Here is an 18,773-nt window from a genome sequence, read left to right on the forward strand (position 1 = left end):
CCGATCAGCCGGGCACCGCCAGCAGCAGCAACCGGTGGGTGCCCATAAAAAAGGCGACTGCAAGCACAAGAATGGTGATTGCTTCGAGCCACCACGGCCAGCGCGCGCGTCCCACAGGCAGAGCTGCGATCCAGATCTGGCGAATGGCGATCATCGCAACGCCTGAAATCATCGCGGCAAACACAAAGCGGTAGATGCCGGTATCATCGGCAACGCCCACCTGCTCCTCTTCGATCTGCACCTTAACCTGCACCTCGCCGTTGCCATCAACCTTGTCGGCGAGCGAGACCCTTGCCGCCCGGATCGCCGGATGAGCGACCAGCGCTTCACGAAAGCGCTCGAGAACCCGCGGGCTAAATGCCTCGCCCTGCTGGAACGGCTGCAGCCGGACCAACTCGTCCTTCTTGAGCCCGACCATGCCGCTGTAGGTCACCGCACCGAAGTTCGCAATGTCACCCGGAACGACTTCTATACGCACCCTGGCAAGCGCCGTACCGGGCATCTGCGACAGGTCCCGTCCGGCCACAGTGGCAAGCGGATAAGACGCACTGCGAATGCGCCAAAGCACCTCGTCCTCCAGCAGCGCCAGCGCATTGCCGCTTGCCGCTTTACCGGCTGCCGCCGCCATCTGGTGCGCGACGTCGTCGCGAACGGACTGCGCGACCTTTCCCAGACCGTCAACTTCAACCAGGCCGACGCGATAAAGCGGACCTGGCTTGGGTTTAAAGACGATTTCGGCCGAAGGATCACGATCAACATTGCCGGTGACTTCTATGCGCGCATCGAGATAGCCCATGCCGCGCATGATCTCCTCCAGCCGGCGCTCTTCGGCCGCGACAAGTGACGCGCCTGAGACCTGCTGGTTCTGCTCGGCGTGAAGGCGTTTCAATTCACCGGCGTTCATGGCCGCCGCCAGGGTGCTATCGAGGGCCGCATCCGAGGTCGGTGCAAGCACGATGGCTGGAAAGTCGGCAGCGACCCCCGTGCCGACGAAAGACGAAATTATCGCGACAGATGCCATTGTCAGGACAATGGCGATCAGAACCTTGCGCATGATGTTTCTCGCATTACAACGCACTACTCAACAACCGCAACTGCGCGGATGAGATCCAACTTCACCAAGCTTCCATCGCGCCAGAAGGCGCACATTGTCTTGCCGCACGCAACATCCATCGGCGGGCAAGGCAAAGAATCGTGCCTTTTCCCGACAATGCCCATTCACGGGATATTCGCGATCTGCCAATCGAACGCCGGCTGTGCTCGTAACACCTTTTGCAGCCAAGCCTGCGTGCTCGGCACGCTGCCGTTTTGAAAACGGGGCGATATCGATCGCGGCTGAATCGGGAGTTCGATCGGGCAGTCGCAATCTGGGCACCTTTACTCCCTTAACAATGCAGGCATCCGGCTCGCCGGGGCGGTAACGCGCCCGGATCCCGCCGATTGGCATCCAACTGAGCCAGGACGACGTGAATTCAAGCTGCGACTATACAACGTATGATATAATTTTCGGTTTCACTAACAGACTTCGAAGCGGCGACCTGAGGCAAATGAACCATTTCGTTGCTGGAGGCGTCGATCAGCCCCAACAGTCCACGCGCGACCCTGGCTCCGCTCGACCGGACGCAGGGGCGGTCGCCCCCCCAAAAAAAGCCCCGCTCGAAGGCGGGGCAGGCGCGCATCCCCAGCTTGCAGGATGCGAGGGAACTTGAGGGTCGGCGGCGAAACACTGTCTGTCTCTGACGCGCCGCCGCATAACCGGACAAAGGCTGCTACCCGTGCTCATTCCAATCCACGTGAACCGAAGCCGTCACGTTTGACGCGCGAACTCTAAAGGTGTTGGCGGCGATCAACGGTGAGAGCGACAGGCCGTTTCGAGATCACCCGACTTGTCGCGGGGGGTGGCATAGGCTCCCGCCTTCGAGGTGCGAAAGCCCGCACTTGCAAGCGCCTCGGCAAGTTTGACGGCTGCTGCCACGCCATCGACGACGGGCACCCCGGTTTCTCGAGAAAGCCAGGCACACAGCTCCGCCATGCCGGCACAGCCAAGCACGATGGCGTCGACGCCGTCCTCCCTTATCGCCGCGCGCGCTTCATTCAGCAGTTTCATTCGCGCGCTTTGCGGATCGGCTTCGAGCGCCAGGACCGGCAGGTCGACCGCCCGCACACGGCGGCAGCGCGAGCCAGCGCCGTAGTGAACGACCAGATCCTCGATCACCGGCACGGACCTCGGCAGGGTGGTGATCACCGCAAAGCGGGTCGCAACAGTCATGGCAACCTGCACCGCCGCTTGGCAAATGCCGATGACCGGGCCGCAAGCGACCTCGCGCGCAGCGGCAAGTCCGGGGTCGTCAAAACAGGCGATCACGTGCGCCGAAGCGCCCCGCTCCTCGACTGATCGGATCGCTGCCAACATCGCCGGAACGGCCATCGCCTCATCGCAATAGCCCTCGATTGAGGCCGGCGTGTCCGCTGCCGTTTGCGCATCGATGACCGAGCCTTCGGAGCGTGCCGCCTCGGCCGCGCGCGCAATCTGAGCGGTCATCGATACTGTCGAGTTCGGATTGATAACGTGGATGCGGATCATCGGGCAGCGCCTTCAGCCCTGGCATTGACCTGGTCGAGCTCGAGAGGCAGCAACTCCTCCGGCTTCTTCAGTTCAAACTGACGATCTGACGTGATGTAGTTGTCCGCATGCAGCCGCGCGATCGGCTGATAGGTCTCGGGGTTCGCATATCGCCCCGCGGGATCGAGGCACCGGTCTTGGATATGCATGTGCACGACCCTGCCGATCACCAGCACACGCTTGTGATAGTCGAGAATCTGCTCGACCGTGCATTCGAAACTGCAGGGACTTTCGGCGATACGGGCCGCATCGATCTGGTCGCAGGCTATTGGTGTTAGGCCGGCGAAATCGAGTTCATCGACTTCCGAGGCGAAATTGACACCACAGACGATCATCGCGTCGGCGAGCGCCATGTCGACCATGTTGACAACGAACTCGCCGGTGCGACGGATATTGGCGACAGTATCCTTTTCGTCACCATTGCCACGGTTCTGGATGCCGAGCACGACCAGCGGCGGCTCATGGGAAAAGACATTGAAGAAGCTCATGGGCGCAGCGTTGTTATGCCCGCCGATCGATCGTGTCCCAACGAGCGCGATCGGCCGCGGCCCAATGAAATTCGTCAACAATCGATAGCGGTCGGGAGGTGGAAGCGTGGTGAAATCGATGTTCATGTCCAGTTCTCCTGCATATCTGTCAAAACGGCGACCACAGCGCTGAGGCGCACGACCAGGCCTCCAATGGCGCAACACCGACCATGGCCGCTTCCTTCATCAAGAAAGGATATGCGTCCCGATCCCAGGCCATTGCACGAACAGCAATGTCCGGCTCACCGCCCTCCCGGCGCCAACCGTCTCCCATTTCCATGTATATATTGCATCCCTTATACGGTCAATATTGCATGCAATATGGAGTCGCAACATACTTAGAATATCAGCCGCGCTGAGGCTCAACGCGACAGGGTCCCCTGGCATTCGTTCCAGTCCAGGGAGGGCGGTTCTGTGGAAGCAATCAATCACCTCATAGACTTGATGGAGAGTAAACCAAACGCGAACAGACGACGCTCATGGGCTGTTCCCTTGTCCGTCAAGAACGCGGCATTGCCCCCAGAGGCAAATCAAAGCGTCCGATACTGAAACCCTCTGGATCAAAACTCACCAAAACTGCATACCATCAATGCAGGACATCGCATTCCTTCGGGATCGCCGCCGTGCGTACCGATGCCCAACCGATCATGCCCACAGCTCAGGTCAGTGGCTTCATTCTATTTCAGGCAAGTCGCCAGCCAGTTTTCCGCCGTCGACGACCACGCGCCCGCGCCGGATGACGGTTCGCCTCAGCGGCGTCAGGGCGACGGCCTCCGCCAAGGTCCGTGCCGGGACGAGCACCAGGTCACCGAAGCACCCTTTCGAGAATCCGTATCCACCAAGGCCGATGCCATCGGCACCGCCGAACGTGCAAATCCGGACGGTCTCTTCGAGGTCGACGTCGCTGGCCATGCCGTTTCGTTGTGCCAGATACTTGGCCCGCTCCAGCATGTCACCACTGCCAAAGGGATCCCAGGTCCCTTGGATGCCGTCCGATCCGGACGAAACGGTGAGGCCGGCCTGGCGCATCAGTCGCAGTGGCAAGGCGGGCGCCGAGGGACTGCCAACCGTCATCACCGCGATGCGCTCTTGCGCCAACGTGTCGATCAATGCGCTCTGTCGCGCGACATCGAGCATGCCGAGGCAATAGGCATGGCTCACCATCACCTGCCCCTGCAACGACAGGGCGCGGGTCCGCTCGGCGATCAGCTCCAGGCAGAAAGCGCCGAGTTCGCCCGGTTCGTGCAGGTGGATGTCGACGGGTTTTCCATGGCGATCCGCCAGCGCAAAGATCGCATCGAGATGGCGTATCGGATCGCGCTCGATCGTGGCGGGGTCGATGCCGCCGACGATGTCAGCGCCGGCCCTCAGCGCCGCATCCATCAGCTCAAGCGTTCCTTCGCGCGGCAGCATGCCGCTCTGCGGGAAGGCCACGACTTGCACATCCACCAAGTCACGCATCGCTTCGCGCGTTTCAAGCACGCCGTCGATGTTGGCAAGGCCAATCTCGGTGTCGACGTCAACGTGGCTGCGAATGCTGAGGACACCATAGACAAGCGTTTGAAGGATCTGACGGGCCGACTGCCGACGGGCACTGATGCCGAGTTCCCGCTTGGCATTGCGGTCAGCCAGAATTCGGTCGTTGCGCGTCGGACCCACCCGGTTTTCGAACCAGTCCATGCCGATGAGCGTCTTGTCGAGATGCGTATGCGCCTCGACAAGGCCCGGCAGGGCGATGTGTCCGGCCGCGTCAATTTCGACGACCGGCCCGGTGCGATCGGGCGCTACGAACCGGCCGTCGCGGATGAAAAGGTCTTCGACCGGACCGCCGAACGGGCGGGCGTTGCGGATGAGCACGTCTGCAGTCATCTTTGGTCCTCGCTTGCCCAATCGCCTAGGTACGGTCGTTCAGGCCGGCGCGAGCCATGGCCCGCTGAAAGGCACTGTAGGCGCGGTCGAGGATGGCGTCTTCGTCCTGGCCGACGAGGCGTCGCCCGCGCATCAGAACGCGCCCGCCAACGACGGTCGTGTCCACATCGGCCCCATTGGCATAGCGGGTTAGGCGTTGCACCGGATCATGCGGCGGCCAGAGATGGGGCTGGCGCATGTTCACGAGGACGATATCGGCACGCTTGCCGACCTCGAGCGATCCGAGCTCATCCGCCATCATCAAAGCACGCGCCCCTTCGATGGTCGCCATCTCCAGCAACCGCAGCGGCGGCAACACGGCATCGTCTGCGAAGTGTCTGGCATGGTAGCGATGCGCCTGGAACATGTTGCGAAACATATCGAAGGGCCGATCGGGTGCGGCAGCGTCAGTGCCAAGAGAAACCACCACACCGTCCGCCATAAGCTCCAGCGCCGGGCAACGGCCGTAGACAGACATCAACGCGCTCGGATTGTGTGCAACTTTTGCGCCGGTTCGCTTCAGAACCGCCCGGTCCTCCGCGGTCAGATCGATACAATGCGCCAGCAGCGAGCGCTCGTCAAACAGGCCAAGTCGAGCATCATTGGCAGCGATGGAGCCGTTTCGATGACCGTCCTGCACCAGCAAAACTGCTCTTTCATGCGCACGATCGCGTATTTTGCATGCAATCCTGTGGGTCGCTTCGTCGCGCAGTTCCTGCGCATCGAAAACGGGCAGAGAAAAGACAACCCGCAGCCGGTCGTCGCGCCTGGCCCAGGCATCGACCAGTTCCGTGGCGACGTCTATCTGCCGGTCCGGGGAGACGACGATGTCGTTGTGGGATGTGTCCGAATACTGGCGGTACACGTGGTCTTTCCCGGTCCGGTTTGGCCCGACGGCCAGAACCTCGCGAACCCCCATGGCGGCAATCGCGGTGAGGTGCGCTTCCGCCGCCTCCGGTGCCTCGCTGCGCATGACGTCCGGACCGCCACCAAACAGCAGCGCCGCAGTCGTCGTGCCGCACTTTATCCTCTCCAGCGCCGACAGCGCCGCCTCTGCCGCCCAGAATTCCGGATCGGTGGCGGTCGCATAGATGCGGCCAGTCACCTCCATCCAGTCCTCGTCCTCGCTGCCAAGCCCCTTGGTCAGCGTGTGTCCGGCGTGGGCGTGCGTGTCGATCAGCCCCGGCATGGCGACCATTCCCGCGGCCTCGATGCGCTCACCCTGCCAATATCCGGCAAAGCCCCCCTCGCCGAGGCCGGCGATGCGTCCGTTCTCCACCTGAATATAGCCGCGCTCAAGAACGCGTCTCTCCTGGTCCATCGTAACGATCGTGGCGTTTTCAATCAGCAGTGCATTCGTCATTGAAGCTTCCCTTTCAGGCTGTCGGATCGGCGTTCTTTTTTGACAAAAGCGCCGCCAAAACCGCTTTTGGGCATCTTGATATTGTTCCTAACAAATGTACACTATTTATGGGAATGTTCGTATTCAATATAGAAGATAATATGTATACGCCAACTGGGAGAAACCAATGAAGACCTCGATCAAGACCCTTTTGGCAGGGCTCGCCCTGCTGACACCGCTGTCCGCCCCCGCGCTCGCCGAAACGCTGCGATGGGCCTCGTCCGGCGACGTCATCTCCTACGACCCGAACGCGCAGGTCGACAGCTTCACCCAGAGCGTTCACCACATGGTTTTCGACCCGCTGGTACGCCGCAACAAGGATCTGAAGCTGGAGCCGGCGCTCGCCACCTCCTGGGAGGTGGTCGAGCCGACGCGCTGGCGCTTCAAGCTGCGCCAGGGCGTGAAATTTCATGAGGGCCAGCCCTTCAACGCCGACGACGTCGTGGCGACGATAAAGCGCCAGATCGACCCCGGCGCACGCAATCGCGAAAACCTCTCCACCGTTGTCGGCGTCGAGAAGGTGGACGAGTACACCGTCGACCTCATTTTGCGGGCACCTTACCCGCTGCTGCTCAACGACCTCGCCGCCATCTACATCATGAGCAAGCCCTGGATGGAGGAGCATGACGCGCTGAAGCCAGGCAACGCGTCGACCGGCGTCGTCACCTATGCCAGCAACCATGCCAACGGCACGGGCGCCTTCAAGCTGAAGGCCTACGAGCCGGACTCGCGTTCGGTCTTCGAAGTGAACAAGGAGTGGTGGGATAAGCCGCAGCACAATCTGGACGAAGTCGAGTTCCGTCCGATCGCCTCTGACGCTACCCGCGTTGCGGCGCTGCTGTCCGGTGAAGTCGACATGATCGCGCCGGTTCCGCTGCAGGACGTCGACCGTATTGCCACAACCGACGGACTGAAGGTCGTCGAAAACCCGTCGCTGCGCACCATCTTCTTCGTCTTCAGCTACCGTCCGGAACTGCATGCAACCCCGGGCCAGCCCAATCCGCTGCGCGACGTGCGCGTGCGCCAGGCCCTTTGGCATGCAATCGACAGCAGCACGATCCAAAAGCGCCTGATGCGCGGCAAGTCGCGCACCGCAGGCATGCTCGTTGCACCGGCAGTCACCGGCTACGACGAGGACATCGACGTTCCGCTGCCCTACGACGTTGAAAAGGCCAAGGCGCTTCTCGCCGAGGCCGGCTATCCGGATGGCTTCAAGACCGGGCTTGCCTGCCCCAACGACCGTTACATTGCCGACGAACAGATCTGCCTGGCGGTCGCCTCCATGTGGGCCCAGATCGGCGTGCAGGCCAATGTGAGCGTCGAAAGCAAGACGACCTACTTCCCGCGCACCGACAAGGGCGAGTTCGACGCCTATCTTCTCGGCTGGGCTTCGCTGCCACCGATGGACGGCTTCAGCCCACTGCAAGCGCTGCTGGCGACCAATGACGGCACCTTCGGCGGCAGCAACGCCGACGGTCTGTCCAACCCCGACATCGACAAGCTGGCCTATGCCGCTGCCGGCGAACTCGATGAGACCAAGCGCGTCGAGATGTTGAAGGAAGCGTTCCGCATCACCCATGACCAGGTGCTGTACCTGCCGCTGCACCAGCAGCCGGTTGCCTGGGCGATGAGCAGCAAGGTCGACATGCCGCAGTTCCCGGACGAATACGTGCGTCCGTGGTTCGCGCAGATCAAGAAGTAATCGGGATTCTCCCAAGTGCAGTCCCGGTCGGCGAAAGCAAGCCGGGACTGCGCCGCAAACCGGGCCAATCCCTCCGTGCGCCGCTTTCGGCCGGGAGGACGCGGGAGCGCAAGCGCCGGTTTTCGCCTCCGGGCAATGTCGCTCCCTCGCAAGGACTATCCGATGATCAGACTCTTTTCAGTCAGGTTGCTTCAGGCCATCCTCGTGATGGTCGCAGTCACCGCCATCGCCTTCGTCATGTTCCGTTTCGTCGGCGATCCCGTCGCCTCGATGGTGCGCGAGGGCGCGACCCAGGCGGAAAAAGACGCAGTGCGCGTCACCCTCGGCCTCGACAAGCCGGTCGCAATGCAGTTCGTAAGCTTCGTCGGACAGGTGTTGACCGGCGATCTCGGCACCAGCTACCGCTACCAGCAACCGGTAACGACCCTTTTGCTCAGCCGTCTGCCCGCCACGCTGGAACTCGTGATCGTCGCGACCGTGCTGGCGCTGGCCGTCGGCATTCCGCTCGGCGTTCTCTGCGCGCTGAAGCCGCATGCCTTTTTCTCCAGGCTCACCCAGTCGGCCACACTCGTCGGCATTTCCATGCCGACCTTCGTGACGGGCCTGCTGCTGATCCTTGTCTTTGCCGTCAACCTGCGCTGGCTGCCGTCTTCGGGACGTGGCGATCTCGTCGATATCGGACCGTGGCAGACCGGCTTCCTCTCGCTTTCCGGGCTGAAGTCACTGATCCTGCCGTCGATCACGCTGGCGCTCTTCCAGCTCACCCTGATCATGCGGCTGGTGCGTTCGGAAATGATCGACGTCTTGTCGTCTGACTACATCCGCTTTGCCTTCGCCCGCGGCCTGTCGCGCACCTACATCTACGGCCGGCTCGCGCTTCGCAACGCGCTGATGCCTGTTGTCACCGTTACCGGCCTGCAGATCGGCCAGCTCATCGCGTTCGCAATCGTCACCGAGACGGTGTTCCAGTGGCCCGGAATGGGCCTGCTCTTTACCAATGCCGTCGGCTATCCCGACGTGCCGGTACTGGCCGCCTACCTTCTCTTCGTCGGCTTCCTGTTCGTCATGATCAACATGATCGTCGACATTCTCTACACCTTCATCGATCCGCGCCTGAGGACACGATAATGGCCACGCAATCCCTGATGCGCCGGCTTCCGCCGGTTTCCGTTGTCATCGCCAGCCTGGTGCTTCTCATCATGCTGATCCTCGTCATCTTCGCGCCGCTGATTGCGCCAATGGACCCGCGCGACGTCGCCTCCTATTCGCTGATGGACATGGAAATTCCGCCTGCCTTCATGGAAAGCGGCGATCCCCGCTTCCTGCTTGGCACCGACAACCAGGGCCGCGACCTCGTTTCGGTCATCCTGTTCGGCTTGCGGATCTCCGTCGTCATCGGTCTCGGCGCGGTCATCTTTGCGGCCATGCTCGGCGTCGTGCTCGGCCTTGTCGCCGGCTTCTTCGGCGGCGTGGTCGACGGCGTCATCATGCGCATTGCCGACATCTTCGTCAGCTTCCCCACCATCCTCGTCGCCTTGCTGATCAGCGGCATCGCCCGCGCGCAGCTCAGCGCCGAAACCATGCTTGCCTGGGCGCCGCTGGTGTTGATCTTCTCGATCGCCATCAACGAATGGGTCCAATATGCACGAACCGTGCGCGCCTCGACGATGGTGGAAATCGCACGGGATTATGTGCGCGCTGCCAAGATTATCGGCCTGCCGTCGTCGCGCATCATGGGTCGACACATCCTGCCCAATATCATGAGCTCGGTGATGGTGATTGCCACGATCAACCTTGCAGGCGCGATCCTGACGGAGGCGACGCTGTCCTTCCTTGGCGCCGGCATGCCGCCAACCTACCCGTCGCTCGGCACACTGATCCGCATCGGCAACCAGTTCCTGTTTTCCGGTCTCTGGTGGATCGCGGTCATGCCCGCGACCGTGCTCGTCATCCTCGTGCTCGCCGTCAACGTGATCGGCGACTATCTGCGCGACCACTTCAACCCGAAACTGATGGCTCGATGAGATGACCGACAAAACGCGCCCCGTCCTCGACATCCGCAATCTTCGTGTCGAATATCCGCTGGCCAACGGCAACACGCTTGTCGCCGTGAAGGACATCGACCTCACGATCCGGCCCGGCGAAATTCACGCCCTTGTCGGTGAATCCGGCGCTGGCAAGACGACCGTCGGCAATGCGCTGATGGGCCTGTTGCAGGCCCCCGGCAAGATCGCTGCAGGCTCGATCGTGATCGCCGGCAAGGAAATCGACCTGCGCACCGGCCGAACCGAAGGCATCGTGCCCGGGCGCGATGTCGGCGCAATCTTCCAGGACCCGATGACGAGCCTCAATCCGCTCTTTACGGTGGGAAGCCAGCTCTGCGAAGGCATGCTCACCCACTTGAAGCTCTCGTCCCGTGAAGCGAAGGCCCGGGCGCTGGAGCTGATGAAGGCCGTCGGTATTCCGGAACCGGAACGCCGGCTCGGCAGCTATCCGCACCAGCTTTCCGGTGGGCAGCGTCAACGCGTCGTCATCGCCACGGCCCTTGCCTGCAATCCGCAGCTGATCGTTGCCGATGAACCGACCACCGCTCTCGACGTCTCGGTGCAGGCGCAGATCCTCAAGCTCATTCGCGATCTGGCCGACGAACGGGACGTCGGCGTGCTGCTCGTCACCCACAACATGGGCGTCGTCGCCGAGATCGCCGACCGCGTCACCATCATGCAAAACGGCGTGGTCGTGGAAAGCGGCTTGACGCGCGAGGTGCTGACGGCGCCGAAGGCGCCCTACGCCCGCACCTTGATCGCCGCCGTCCCCCCCATCGATGCGCGTCTCGACCGCTTGCCGGTGCCGAGCGAGGAAACGCAGGTAACTCTTGACGCCCGCGCTGCCGTGCGCCGCAAAAGCGCCAGGAGTGAGATCGGCAGCCGCGATGACGTGGTGCTCTCAGTGCGCGACCTTGCCGTAGAGTACGGGGGACGCTCGCTGCTCCCCGGCCGCAAGACTTCGGTCTTCAAGGCCGTCAAGGGCGTTTCGTTCGACGTCCGGCGCGGCGAGATCTTTGGCCTCGTCGGCGAATCCGGTTGCGGCAAGACCACCGTTGCCAACACCATCGCCGGTCTCGTCACGCAGAGCGCCGGCTCGATCGATTTTCAAGGCACGGCGCTCGGCGCCCGGCGTGAGAAATCGATCCGACAATCCCTGCAAATGGTGTTCCAGGACCCCTATTCGGCGCTCAATCCGCGCTTGCGCATCAACGCCGCCATCGCCGAGCCGATCCTGTTCTACAAGCTCGCCTCGAACGCGGACGAGGCAAGGCAGGACGCCAGCACCCTGCTCGAGGCGGTCGGGCTCCCCGCAGATGCGGGGACGCGTTTTGCCCACGCCTTCTCCGGCGGCCAGCGTCAGCGCATCGCGATCGCTCGCGCGCTCGGGCCGCGCCCGTCGCTTTTGATCTGCGACGAGCCGACCTCGGCGCTCGATGTCTCGGTGCAGGCGCAACTGCTCAACCTCCTGAAGGACCTGCGCGATCTCGCCGGCCTTTCCATGCTGTTCATCAGCCACGACCTCGCGGTCATCCGCCAGATGTGCGACCGCGTCGCCGTGATGAAGGCGGGCGAGATCGTTGAGCTTGCGGAGACCCAAACCCTCTTCACGGCGCCGAAACACGAATACACGCGCGAGCTGCTGCGCCTCGCGCCCTCGGTGGAGCGCATCTTCGGGCGGGAACTGGCGTCGGCGTGAGAGCAGAAGCCAGACGCCCCCACAGAGTGTTCCGCCAGTCTCCTTGCTCGACCAAGGAGGTCGGTGAAAAGCAGACCAACGGCACGGCACACGGAACGGTATCGCCCCTGCTGGGGCCTGATCGAACAGCGCGCACATGATCAATCCGGAAGCCATGGCGCGGTTGAAACAACCGTGCACCCTCCTTTACTCGGTCGGGACGCGCAATGGTGGGGCGGCTTTTCCGGAGCCGCTTCCGTTTCGAAAGCTGGAGTTCTGTCTCCGGTGACAACTCTGCGCGCAACGCGGACGCCCCCTCCGGGCCACAGGAATAAGAAGAAGACGTAAAGGAAACACCCGATCATGACCAAGAAGACCCAGCCTCAAAAGGGCCGGCAATGGTTGCTGCTCGTTCTCGTCGTGATGGTCGCGATCAATCTGAGACCATTTCTCACGGCGCCGGGTCCTGTGCTGTCAAAAATCGTCGCCGATACCGGCATGGGATATGGCAGCCTGGCGCTTCTGACGTTGCTGCCGATGATGCTGATGGGTGTGGGCGCCTTCCTATCGCCGTCCCTGCAGGCGCTAATCGGCACGCGGCGCGGCATCCTCATCGCTTTGCTCGTGCTGGCTGCCGGCTCCCTGTTGCGGCTCGTCGCGCCGGGAGGCGTGGCATTGGTGATGACCGCGGCCCTTTGCGGCGCTGGCGTCGCCTTCATCCAGGCAGCGTTCCCCGGAATCATCAAGGCGGAATTTCCTCGCAGCATTCCCGTTGTTACTGGCCTTTACTCCGCGATCCTGATGGGTGGGGGCGCACTGGGCGCGCGGTTGACGCCATTGCTCGTCAACCACGGTTTCGGCTGGCGCCCGGCGCTTGCCTGGCTTGCAGCCCCGGCATTTGTCGCTTTCGGTGCTGCGTTTCTCATCCTTTCGGATTCGCGCAGCAACAGCCCGGACAAGGCTCTGACCGGACGGCTGCTTCGGCGGCCACGGACCTGGACGCTTATCCTCGCCTTCGGCCTGGTCAACGCCGGCTACTCCTCCGCCGTCGCCTGGCTCGCGTCCTATTACCAGTCACTCGGCTGGAACAGCGGCGACAGCGGCAATCTGGTCGCGCTGATGGCCCTATGTCAGGCAGTTGCAGCCCTCGCTTTGCCCGTCCTGGCTCGCCGCAACATCGACCGTCGCGCATTCCTGCGCCTGACGCTGGCGATGCAGGCAATCGGTTTTGCCGGTCTCGCCTTTCTTCCTGAGGCCGCGCCCGCGGTCTGGGCGGGCCTGTGCGGCGCCGGCCTCGGTAGCAGCTTTTCGCTGGCAATCGTCACCGCGCTCGATCATCTGCCGCGACCGGAGGAAGCAGGCGTTCTGGTGGCGTTGATGCAGGGAGGTGGCTTTCTGATTGCATCTCTCGGCCCCTTTGCCACGGCATTCCTGCACGACATCAGCGGCAGCTTCGCCCCTGGCTGGACGCTGCATCTCGTCTGCGTTGCCGGCGTGTTCTTCCTCTATATGCGCTTCAACCCCTCACGCTACGCCCAGGCCATGCAGTCACCGGCTTGAGACGACGACTGGTGCTCGCCTCCTTTCCTGTCTGCGGGCGAGGATGCCGTTTTGCCCGTCCGGACCACTTAACGGGAAGAGATGTGGTGGCCATCGGCTGGCGACGAGCCCCAGCGTTTCTGCCGGCGAACGAGACCCGGCGTCTGCCGCGCAAGCAAACCACTGGACATTTTGCCATCTTGTATGCAATTCGAGGAATTAATTGTTACGAGTTGGAGTGATCGGAATGGCGAAAAAAGAGAGCGACGGGGGCGGCGGCCGCGCCCAGGCCGTCCATCGCGTTCTAAAACGCGCAATCCTCGACCAGGCGCTGTCTCCGGGATCAAAGCTGCCGGAGGACTCGATCGGCGAAAGGCTGGGCGTCAGCCGCACCCTCGTGCGCGAAGCACTGGTCAGGCTCAGCCAGGAAGGACTGGTCGAACTGAGGCCGAACAAGGGGGCAATGGTTGCCCGACCAACCCTTGAAGAGGGCCGCAACCTGTTTCTGACGCGAATGGCGTTGGAACGCCTGGTGGTGGAGACACTTTCAGGCAAGCTGACGCGTGAACAGATCGATACGCTTTCCGCGCATATTGCCGCCGAAGAGGCTGCGATGAAGGAGCGCGCACCGTCGATCCGGCTGGCGGGTGAGTTTCATACGCTGCTCGCGCAGATGACCAACAACACCAGCCTGATGCGCTATGTGAACGAGCTGGTTGCCCGCAGTTCTCTGATCCTTGCGCTTTATGGACGACCGCACTCATCGGAATGCGCGGTGTCGGAACACCAGGAGCTTCTGGATAAGCTGGTTGCCGGCAAGACCGACGAGGCGGCAGCGCTGATGGCCCACCACCTCGATTCAGTCACGACGCGCGCATTGCTTCCTCAGGACGGGGAGAGAAACATCAAGGAGGTCCTGGCCGCCTACGCAGTGGCTGAGGGCCTGGCCTAGGGTACTACGCATTCAGGAAAACGCGCGAAGGGCGTGCGCGACGCGCCGGCGCGCACGCCTCCACATTAGGGCATCCGTGCCACCCAACTCTCGACAACCCCGACGTTCGACACGACACCGCCTTTTACCGGTGCGCGATGCCGAACGTCTTGCCGGTCATGCAAGCGGAGACCTTGATCAGGCCTGCGCAACCTCGCCCGAAACCAAACGGCCCTGATGGAACGTGGCGCTCCTTGCCGGCACGCGGGCGACAGCCTCGGCCGAGCAGCTCGCCGGTACAAGCGTAAACGAAGCCGCATCGCCAACGTTCGGCCAGGCGCGTTTGCCCTGATCATCAAGCGGCAAGATGCCGCCCGTGGCGATCGACAGGGACCGCGACAGGCGGAATTCGTCCGACCCCCGATAAAGCTGCGCATAGAGATACGCCTTCTCCAGCATATCGCCGCTGCCAAATGGCGACCAGTGATCGATGACGCTGTCAGTTCCGGTCATGACGAAGACACCCTTCTGGGTGAGCTGCGGCAACGGCATCATCAGGGCGCCGATCGGCACCGTCGAAGCGATCGATATTTTCTGTTCGGCCAGACGCATGGCCGTTTCTTCCAGTTTTTCCGGAGCAAGGGTAGTCAGCGCAAAGGCGTGGCTGATCGTTACCTTGCCGCGCAACGCCGGGTTCTTCTCCACCGTATCGATCATGTAATTGACCGCCGCGACGCCGGCCGGGCTGGTTTCGTGCAGATGGATGTCCACGCCCTTGCCCATGTCGAGTGCGATCTGGAACATGGCATCGAGTGATTTTTCCATGGCACCGTCGACATTCGTCGGATCCAGGCCGCCGACATACTCGACGCCCATCTGCATGGCCTCGCGCATCAGTCCATCGACCTTGGAATGAAGCAAGCCGTGCTGGGGGAAAGCGACGATTTCGCAAGAAAAGTCGTCACGATGATTTTCCAACGCCCGCTGCAGGTGCTCGAGGCTCTTGAGGCCGCTGACCGGGTCGATGTTGCAATGGCTGCGGGCCACCGTGCTTCCCTTGGACTGCAACAGGGCGATCAGGCCCTCTGCGCGCTCCTGCGAAGTCGGCAGCAACTGGGGAAGCAGCTTCTCCTCAAGCGCAATCATGTCCATGATGGTCTTGCCCTGGCGCGGACGAGGCGCCTGCCACGGGCCGCCATAGAACGTCTTGTCCAGGTGAATGTGCATATCGCGCATCGTCGGCAGCAGCAGTTGTCCATGTGCCTCGTAACGCGGCACCCCCTCGGGCAGGCCAGCCGCTTGCGGGTGCAGGGCAACGATCGCGCCGTCCTTGATCTCCAGAGCATAAAGGGCAGTACGGGTTGCGACCACGATGTCGTCGTCATACTCGAACCCCTCTTCCAGCCGCACGCCAGTCAACAGGTAGTGGCGATCGGCGAAGTTCTTGATGCCCGCCTCACCGGCGCTGACACCGGTACCTGCCGAGGCGGCACGCGCCGCCCCGCCGGAAAGCCCGGCGACTGCACAAGCGGTGGTCAGCATTCCCGTCTGGCTGAGAAACGCCCGGCGGCTTTGCGGTAGCATCTGTTCCAACATCTTTGCCTCGTCATGGATTGGGATAGACGCCAATCTAACCAACGCCGCCATGGCATGGCAGCGACATTTGTGAATGCTGATCATTCGATTCGCCAATGACCCTGCGCGTTTTCTGCGCATTTATCGATGACCGCGAGGCGGAGACTCCTGTCAACGCCGCAATCCGCAGTACTCGATGAGCCGCTCGGCAAGGGCGAGCGTGGCGGGGCTCGCATTGTCGCGATAAAAGAGCGCGAGTTCAAAATCGTCGACGGAAGGCAATTGCTCGGCAGTGCCCAGCACCCGGTGGGACGGCAGCCGGCAGCTCGCGGGAAGCAGACTGACGCCGAGGCCAGCCGCGGAAGCGGCCGCAAGTGCCGCCAGACTGGCGCTGCTGTAACTGATGCGCCAGCGCATGCCGAGACTGTCGAGTGCCTGACACAGCTCCTCGCGGTAGAGACCGTTGAGCGGAAACACCGCCAGTGGCACAGGTACTTGTTCGATCGCCGGACGCACGAGACTGTCCAGCCACAGAAGCGGTTCCGGCCTCGCCGCGCGCGGCTGTTGCCTGCGACGCTGCTTGACGAGGATCAGATCGAGTTCTCCGTCGAGATAGGAACGCTGCAGATCCGCGCTCAGCCCGCTGGTAACATCCAATCGCAAGTGCGGATGCTGGCCGTTGAAGGATGCCAACAGATCGACCGTCGGCACAGTAAAGTCCTCAGGCATTCCCAAACGGAGCACACCATCGCGCCAGGGACCGGCCAAGGCGTCATGTGCCTCTTCGTTCAGAGCGATGATCCGGCGGGCATAGCTCAGGAGCTTGACGCCCTCTTCCGTCAGTTGCACCAGATGGGATGTGCGCTCGAAAAGCGCCTTGCCCAGCATCTCCTCCAGCCGGCGAATTTGCTGGCTGACTGTCGATTGGGAAAGGTTCACCCGCTCTGCCGCGCGGGTGAAGCTGTTGCTCTCGCAAATAGCCACGAAGCTGAGCAGCAGTTGCGGATTAAACATTGGATAACGGCTCACATGTCTCCCCAAATGCGCTTGAGCTGATGGTCAAATGGATGAGCGGTCGCGGATTGGTCGCCGAGCGATGGCATTGCGAGGGCTGCAGACCGCAGCCAGACCCACCCTCGTCTGCTAGCGGGCGCCGATTGCGAACCGTTGCTGAGCGCTCCGAAGCGGCCCATCCAAATTGAAAGCGTTCTTCTACTGCATCGCATACAGTTCGTACACATCAGATCAAAAGAACAGGAAGACGCCGCCATCGTAGCTCGGATCTGCGACACCGGAACTCTGCCGCATGTCGTTAGCCCTGTTGACCGGGTGACGTTTTGGCGATCGGCTTCCAGCGCCGCTACGATCTGTACAACCTCAGCGACCGCGACAGCTATTCAGCGCTCCAGGCGCAGATCGCCCCGCGAGCGGGGTGCCCTTGGCTCTGGCCTCGCGCCGGTTTGTCAACTTTAACAAGGTTGGTGCAACGGGCATCAGTCTCTACTGATCGATCTGCACGGTGAGAAGACGCCCTTATCACCGTTGCGCCCGGCTCCGCCCAATGGTTCGCGACGTTAGACTCGACGCTGCGGGCCGGGCGGGCGCCATTTCTGAACGGCCTTACAAAACCGCATCACCTTGACGGTCCTCGGTTCCAAAACCCAACAATGCGCCGAGCGCCGAGCGTCCCCTGACGAGATCCGCCAGGCTATACTTCTCGAACACCGCGACGAAGGCGGCGGTGGCTTCGGAAAGCACGACCGGCAAGGTGCAGGCTGGCGCGATGCGACACCCCTCGCAATCAATGAGGTCGGTCAACTCCTCGGTCTGTCTCAGCAGAGCTCCAAGGTTTATCTCGTTTGCCGGTCGCGCCAGCCGAATGCCGCCGTTGCGGCCGCGAACGGACACAAGGAATCCGGCATTCGCCAGATCCTGCACAACCTTCATCATGTGGTTCTGGGAGATGGAGAACGCCTCCGATATCTCACGGATCGAGCTCAATCCCTGCGGTCGCGAACCCAGATAGATCATGAGGCGCATGGCGTAGTCGGTATATTTCGTCAGCCTCATCGTCGGCCTGCGTCAAAAGGTCCAGTCCAAATACATGCATTTCAGTAGCATCTTTTCGCTCGAACCAATAGAGGTATTTAATATGCATGTTTAAGGATGAGCCAGATGAAGACCCGAGCGATAACCGACGCCGAGATCAGATTGGTGGTCGATCGCTTTTATACCGACGTTCGCGGCGACAGCAGCCTGAACGCAGCCTTCGCCGCGGTCACGGACTGGGATGACCATCTTCAGCGCATGACCGAGTTCTGGAGCTCGATGCTGCTGGCGACGGGCCGCTACAAAGGCAACCCCGTCGCCATGCACCTCATCCACACAGCAAGCATCCGACCAGAAATGTTCAAGCGCTGGTTGGCGCTTTGGCACAAAGCGACCTCGGAAGCGCTCCCAAGCGATATTGCCGGTGAGTTGCAGCTGAAGGCAGCGCGAATTGCGTCGCGCCTGTCGAGCGCCCTTTTCGGACCGGAAAGCGTCGATCTCCGCTCGGTGCACCCCGTGCCGGTCTCGCAGCCCTTTCGAAGCACGCCTGTTTTCAACGAGCACACGATCCCGGCGCCGCTACGGCAGGCCCACAGCCTTCGCCCGGGTGCCTGGGCGAAGCTCAGCGTGCTCGAGGGCGTGCTGAAATACTGCCTCCCCCCTCAACCGGCAGCCGAACTCGCCGCCGCCACCAGCGTTGTCATCCCGCCGGAGCTTGCCCACCACCTAGAAATCGTGGGCCCGGTGCGTTGCCAGCTGCACTTTTACGATCACGAACCCACCACCGCCTGATC

The 18,773-nt window shown here is 62.1% G+C and carries 15 protein-coding genes; 7 read left to right on the plus strand and 8 right to left on the minus strand.

Annotated elements, in window-relative coordinates:
* Positions 1-4 precede the first annotated feature (4 nt).
* The 5 genes from MKZ91_RS12075 to MKZ91_RS12095 form a co-directional block, all read right to left on the minus strand.
* The gene (locus tag MKZ91_RS12075) at positions 5-1,054 is read right to left on the minus strand and encodes a hypothetical protein (RefSeq protein WP_336171115.1); all 1,050 of its coding nucleotides are present in this window, start codon (positions 1,052-1,054) and stop codon (positions 5-7) included.
* A gap of 792 nt (positions 1,055-1,846) precedes the next feature.
* Positions 1,847-2,581, minus strand: a complete 735-nt coding sequence (locus tag MKZ91_RS12080; RefSeq protein ID WP_336171250.1) for an aspartate/glutamate racemase family protein — start codon at positions 2,579-2,581, stop codon at positions 1,847-1,849.
* On the minus strand, positions 2,581-3,237 hold the full coding sequence (locus MKZ91_RS12085; protein ID WP_336171116.1) for a flavin reductase family protein: 657 nt from the start codon (positions 3,235-3,237) through the stop codon (positions 2,581-2,583). Before MKZ91_RS12085 ends, MKZ91_RS12080 begins: the two co-directional genes overlap by 1 nt.
* Before the next feature lie 585 nt (positions 3,238-3,822).
* Positions 3,823-5,019 carry an amidohydrolase gene (locus tag MKZ91_RS12090; RefSeq protein ID WP_336171117.1) on the minus strand — a complete coding sequence of 399 codons (1,197 nt, stop codon included), beginning with the start codon at positions 5,017-5,019 and terminating at the stop codon, positions 3,823-3,825.
* A 25-nt stretch (positions 5,020-5,044) separates the two neighbouring features.
* A complete protein-coding gene (locus MKZ91_RS12095) occupies positions 5,045-6,421 on the minus strand; it encodes an amidohydrolase family protein (RefSeq protein WP_336171118.1) in 1,377 nt (458 codons plus the stop codon).
* A 166-nt stretch (positions 6,422-6,587) separates the two neighbouring features.
* On the opposite strand from MKZ91_RS12095, the gene MKZ91_RS12100 reads away from it, so the two are divergent.
* From MKZ91_RS12100 to MKZ91_RS12125, 6 genes are all read left to right on the plus strand, one after another.
* The gene (locus MKZ91_RS12100) at positions 6,588-8,162 is read left to right on the plus strand and encodes an ABC transporter substrate-binding protein (protein WP_336171119.1); all 1,575 of its coding nucleotides are present in this window, start codon (positions 6,588-6,590) and stop codon (positions 8,160-8,162) included.
* Between the two features lie 162 nt (positions 8,163-8,324).
* Positions 8,325-9,290: an ABC transporter permease gene (locus MKZ91_RS12105; RefSeq protein WP_336171120.1), complete on the plus strand. Its 966-nt coding sequence runs from the start codon at positions 8,325-8,327 to the stop codon at positions 9,288-9,290.
* Complete coding sequence (locus MKZ91_RS12110) at positions 9,290-10,186, plus strand: ABC transporter permease (protein WP_336171121.1); 897 nt, start codon at positions 9,290-9,292, stop codon at positions 10,184-10,186. Before MKZ91_RS12105 ends, MKZ91_RS12110 begins: the two co-directional genes overlap by 1 nt.
* A 1-nt stretch (position 10,187) precedes the next feature.
* Positions 10,188-11,906, plus strand: a complete 1,719-nt coding sequence (locus MKZ91_RS12115) for an ABC transporter ATP-binding protein (RefSeq protein ID WP_336171122.1) — start codon at positions 10,188-10,190, stop codon at positions 11,904-11,906.
* A 342-nt stretch (positions 11,907-12,248) separates the two neighbouring features.
* Positions 12,249-13,445 (plus strand): cyanate transporter, encoded by a 1,197-nt coding sequence (locus MKZ91_RS12120; protein ID WP_336171123.1) that lies wholly within the window; start codon positions 12,249-12,251, stop codon positions 13,443-13,445.
* A gap of 226 nt (positions 13,446-13,671) precedes the next feature.
* Positions 13,672-14,376, plus strand: coding sequence for a GntR family transcriptional regulator (locus MKZ91_RS12125; protein ID WP_336171124.1), 705 nt, complete (start codon positions 13,672-13,674; stop codon positions 14,374-14,376).
* Between the two features lie 177 nt (positions 14,377-14,553).
* On the opposite strand, the gene MKZ91_RS12130 is transcribed toward MKZ91_RS12125, so the two are convergent.
* The 3 genes from MKZ91_RS12130 to MKZ91_RS12140 form a co-directional block, all read right to left on the minus strand.
* Positions 14,554-15,951 (minus strand): amidohydrolase family protein, encoded by a 1,398-nt coding sequence (locus tag MKZ91_RS12130; protein ID WP_336171125.1) that lies wholly within the window; start codon positions 15,949-15,951, stop codon positions 14,554-14,556.
* A gap of 150 nt (positions 15,952-16,101) precedes the next feature.
* On the minus strand, positions 16,102-16,959 hold the full coding sequence (locus MKZ91_RS12135) for a LysR family transcriptional regulator (RefSeq protein ID WP_336171126.1): 858 nt from the start codon (positions 16,957-16,959) through the stop codon (positions 16,102-16,104).
* A 591-nt stretch (positions 16,960-17,550) separates the two neighbouring features.
* On the minus strand, positions 17,551-18,000 hold the full coding sequence (locus MKZ91_RS12140; RefSeq protein ID WP_336171127.1) for an Rrf2 family transcriptional regulator: 450 nt from the start codon (positions 17,998-18,000) through the stop codon (positions 17,551-17,553).
* Positions 18,001-18,105: 105 nt separating this feature from the next.
* Between MKZ91_RS12140 and MKZ91_RS12145 the strand changes: the two genes are divergently transcribed.
* A complete protein-coding gene (locus MKZ91_RS12145; protein ID WP_336171128.1) occupies positions 18,106-18,771 on the plus strand; it encodes a DUF1971 domain-containing protein in 666 nt (221 codons plus the stop codon).
* Positions 18,772-18,773 lie beyond the last annotated feature (2 nt).

Source organism: Ensifer sp. MJa1 (genome assembly GCF_037026475.1).
Lineage (GTDB): Bacteria > Pseudomonadota > Alphaproteobacteria > Rhizobiales > Rhizobiaceae > Ensifer.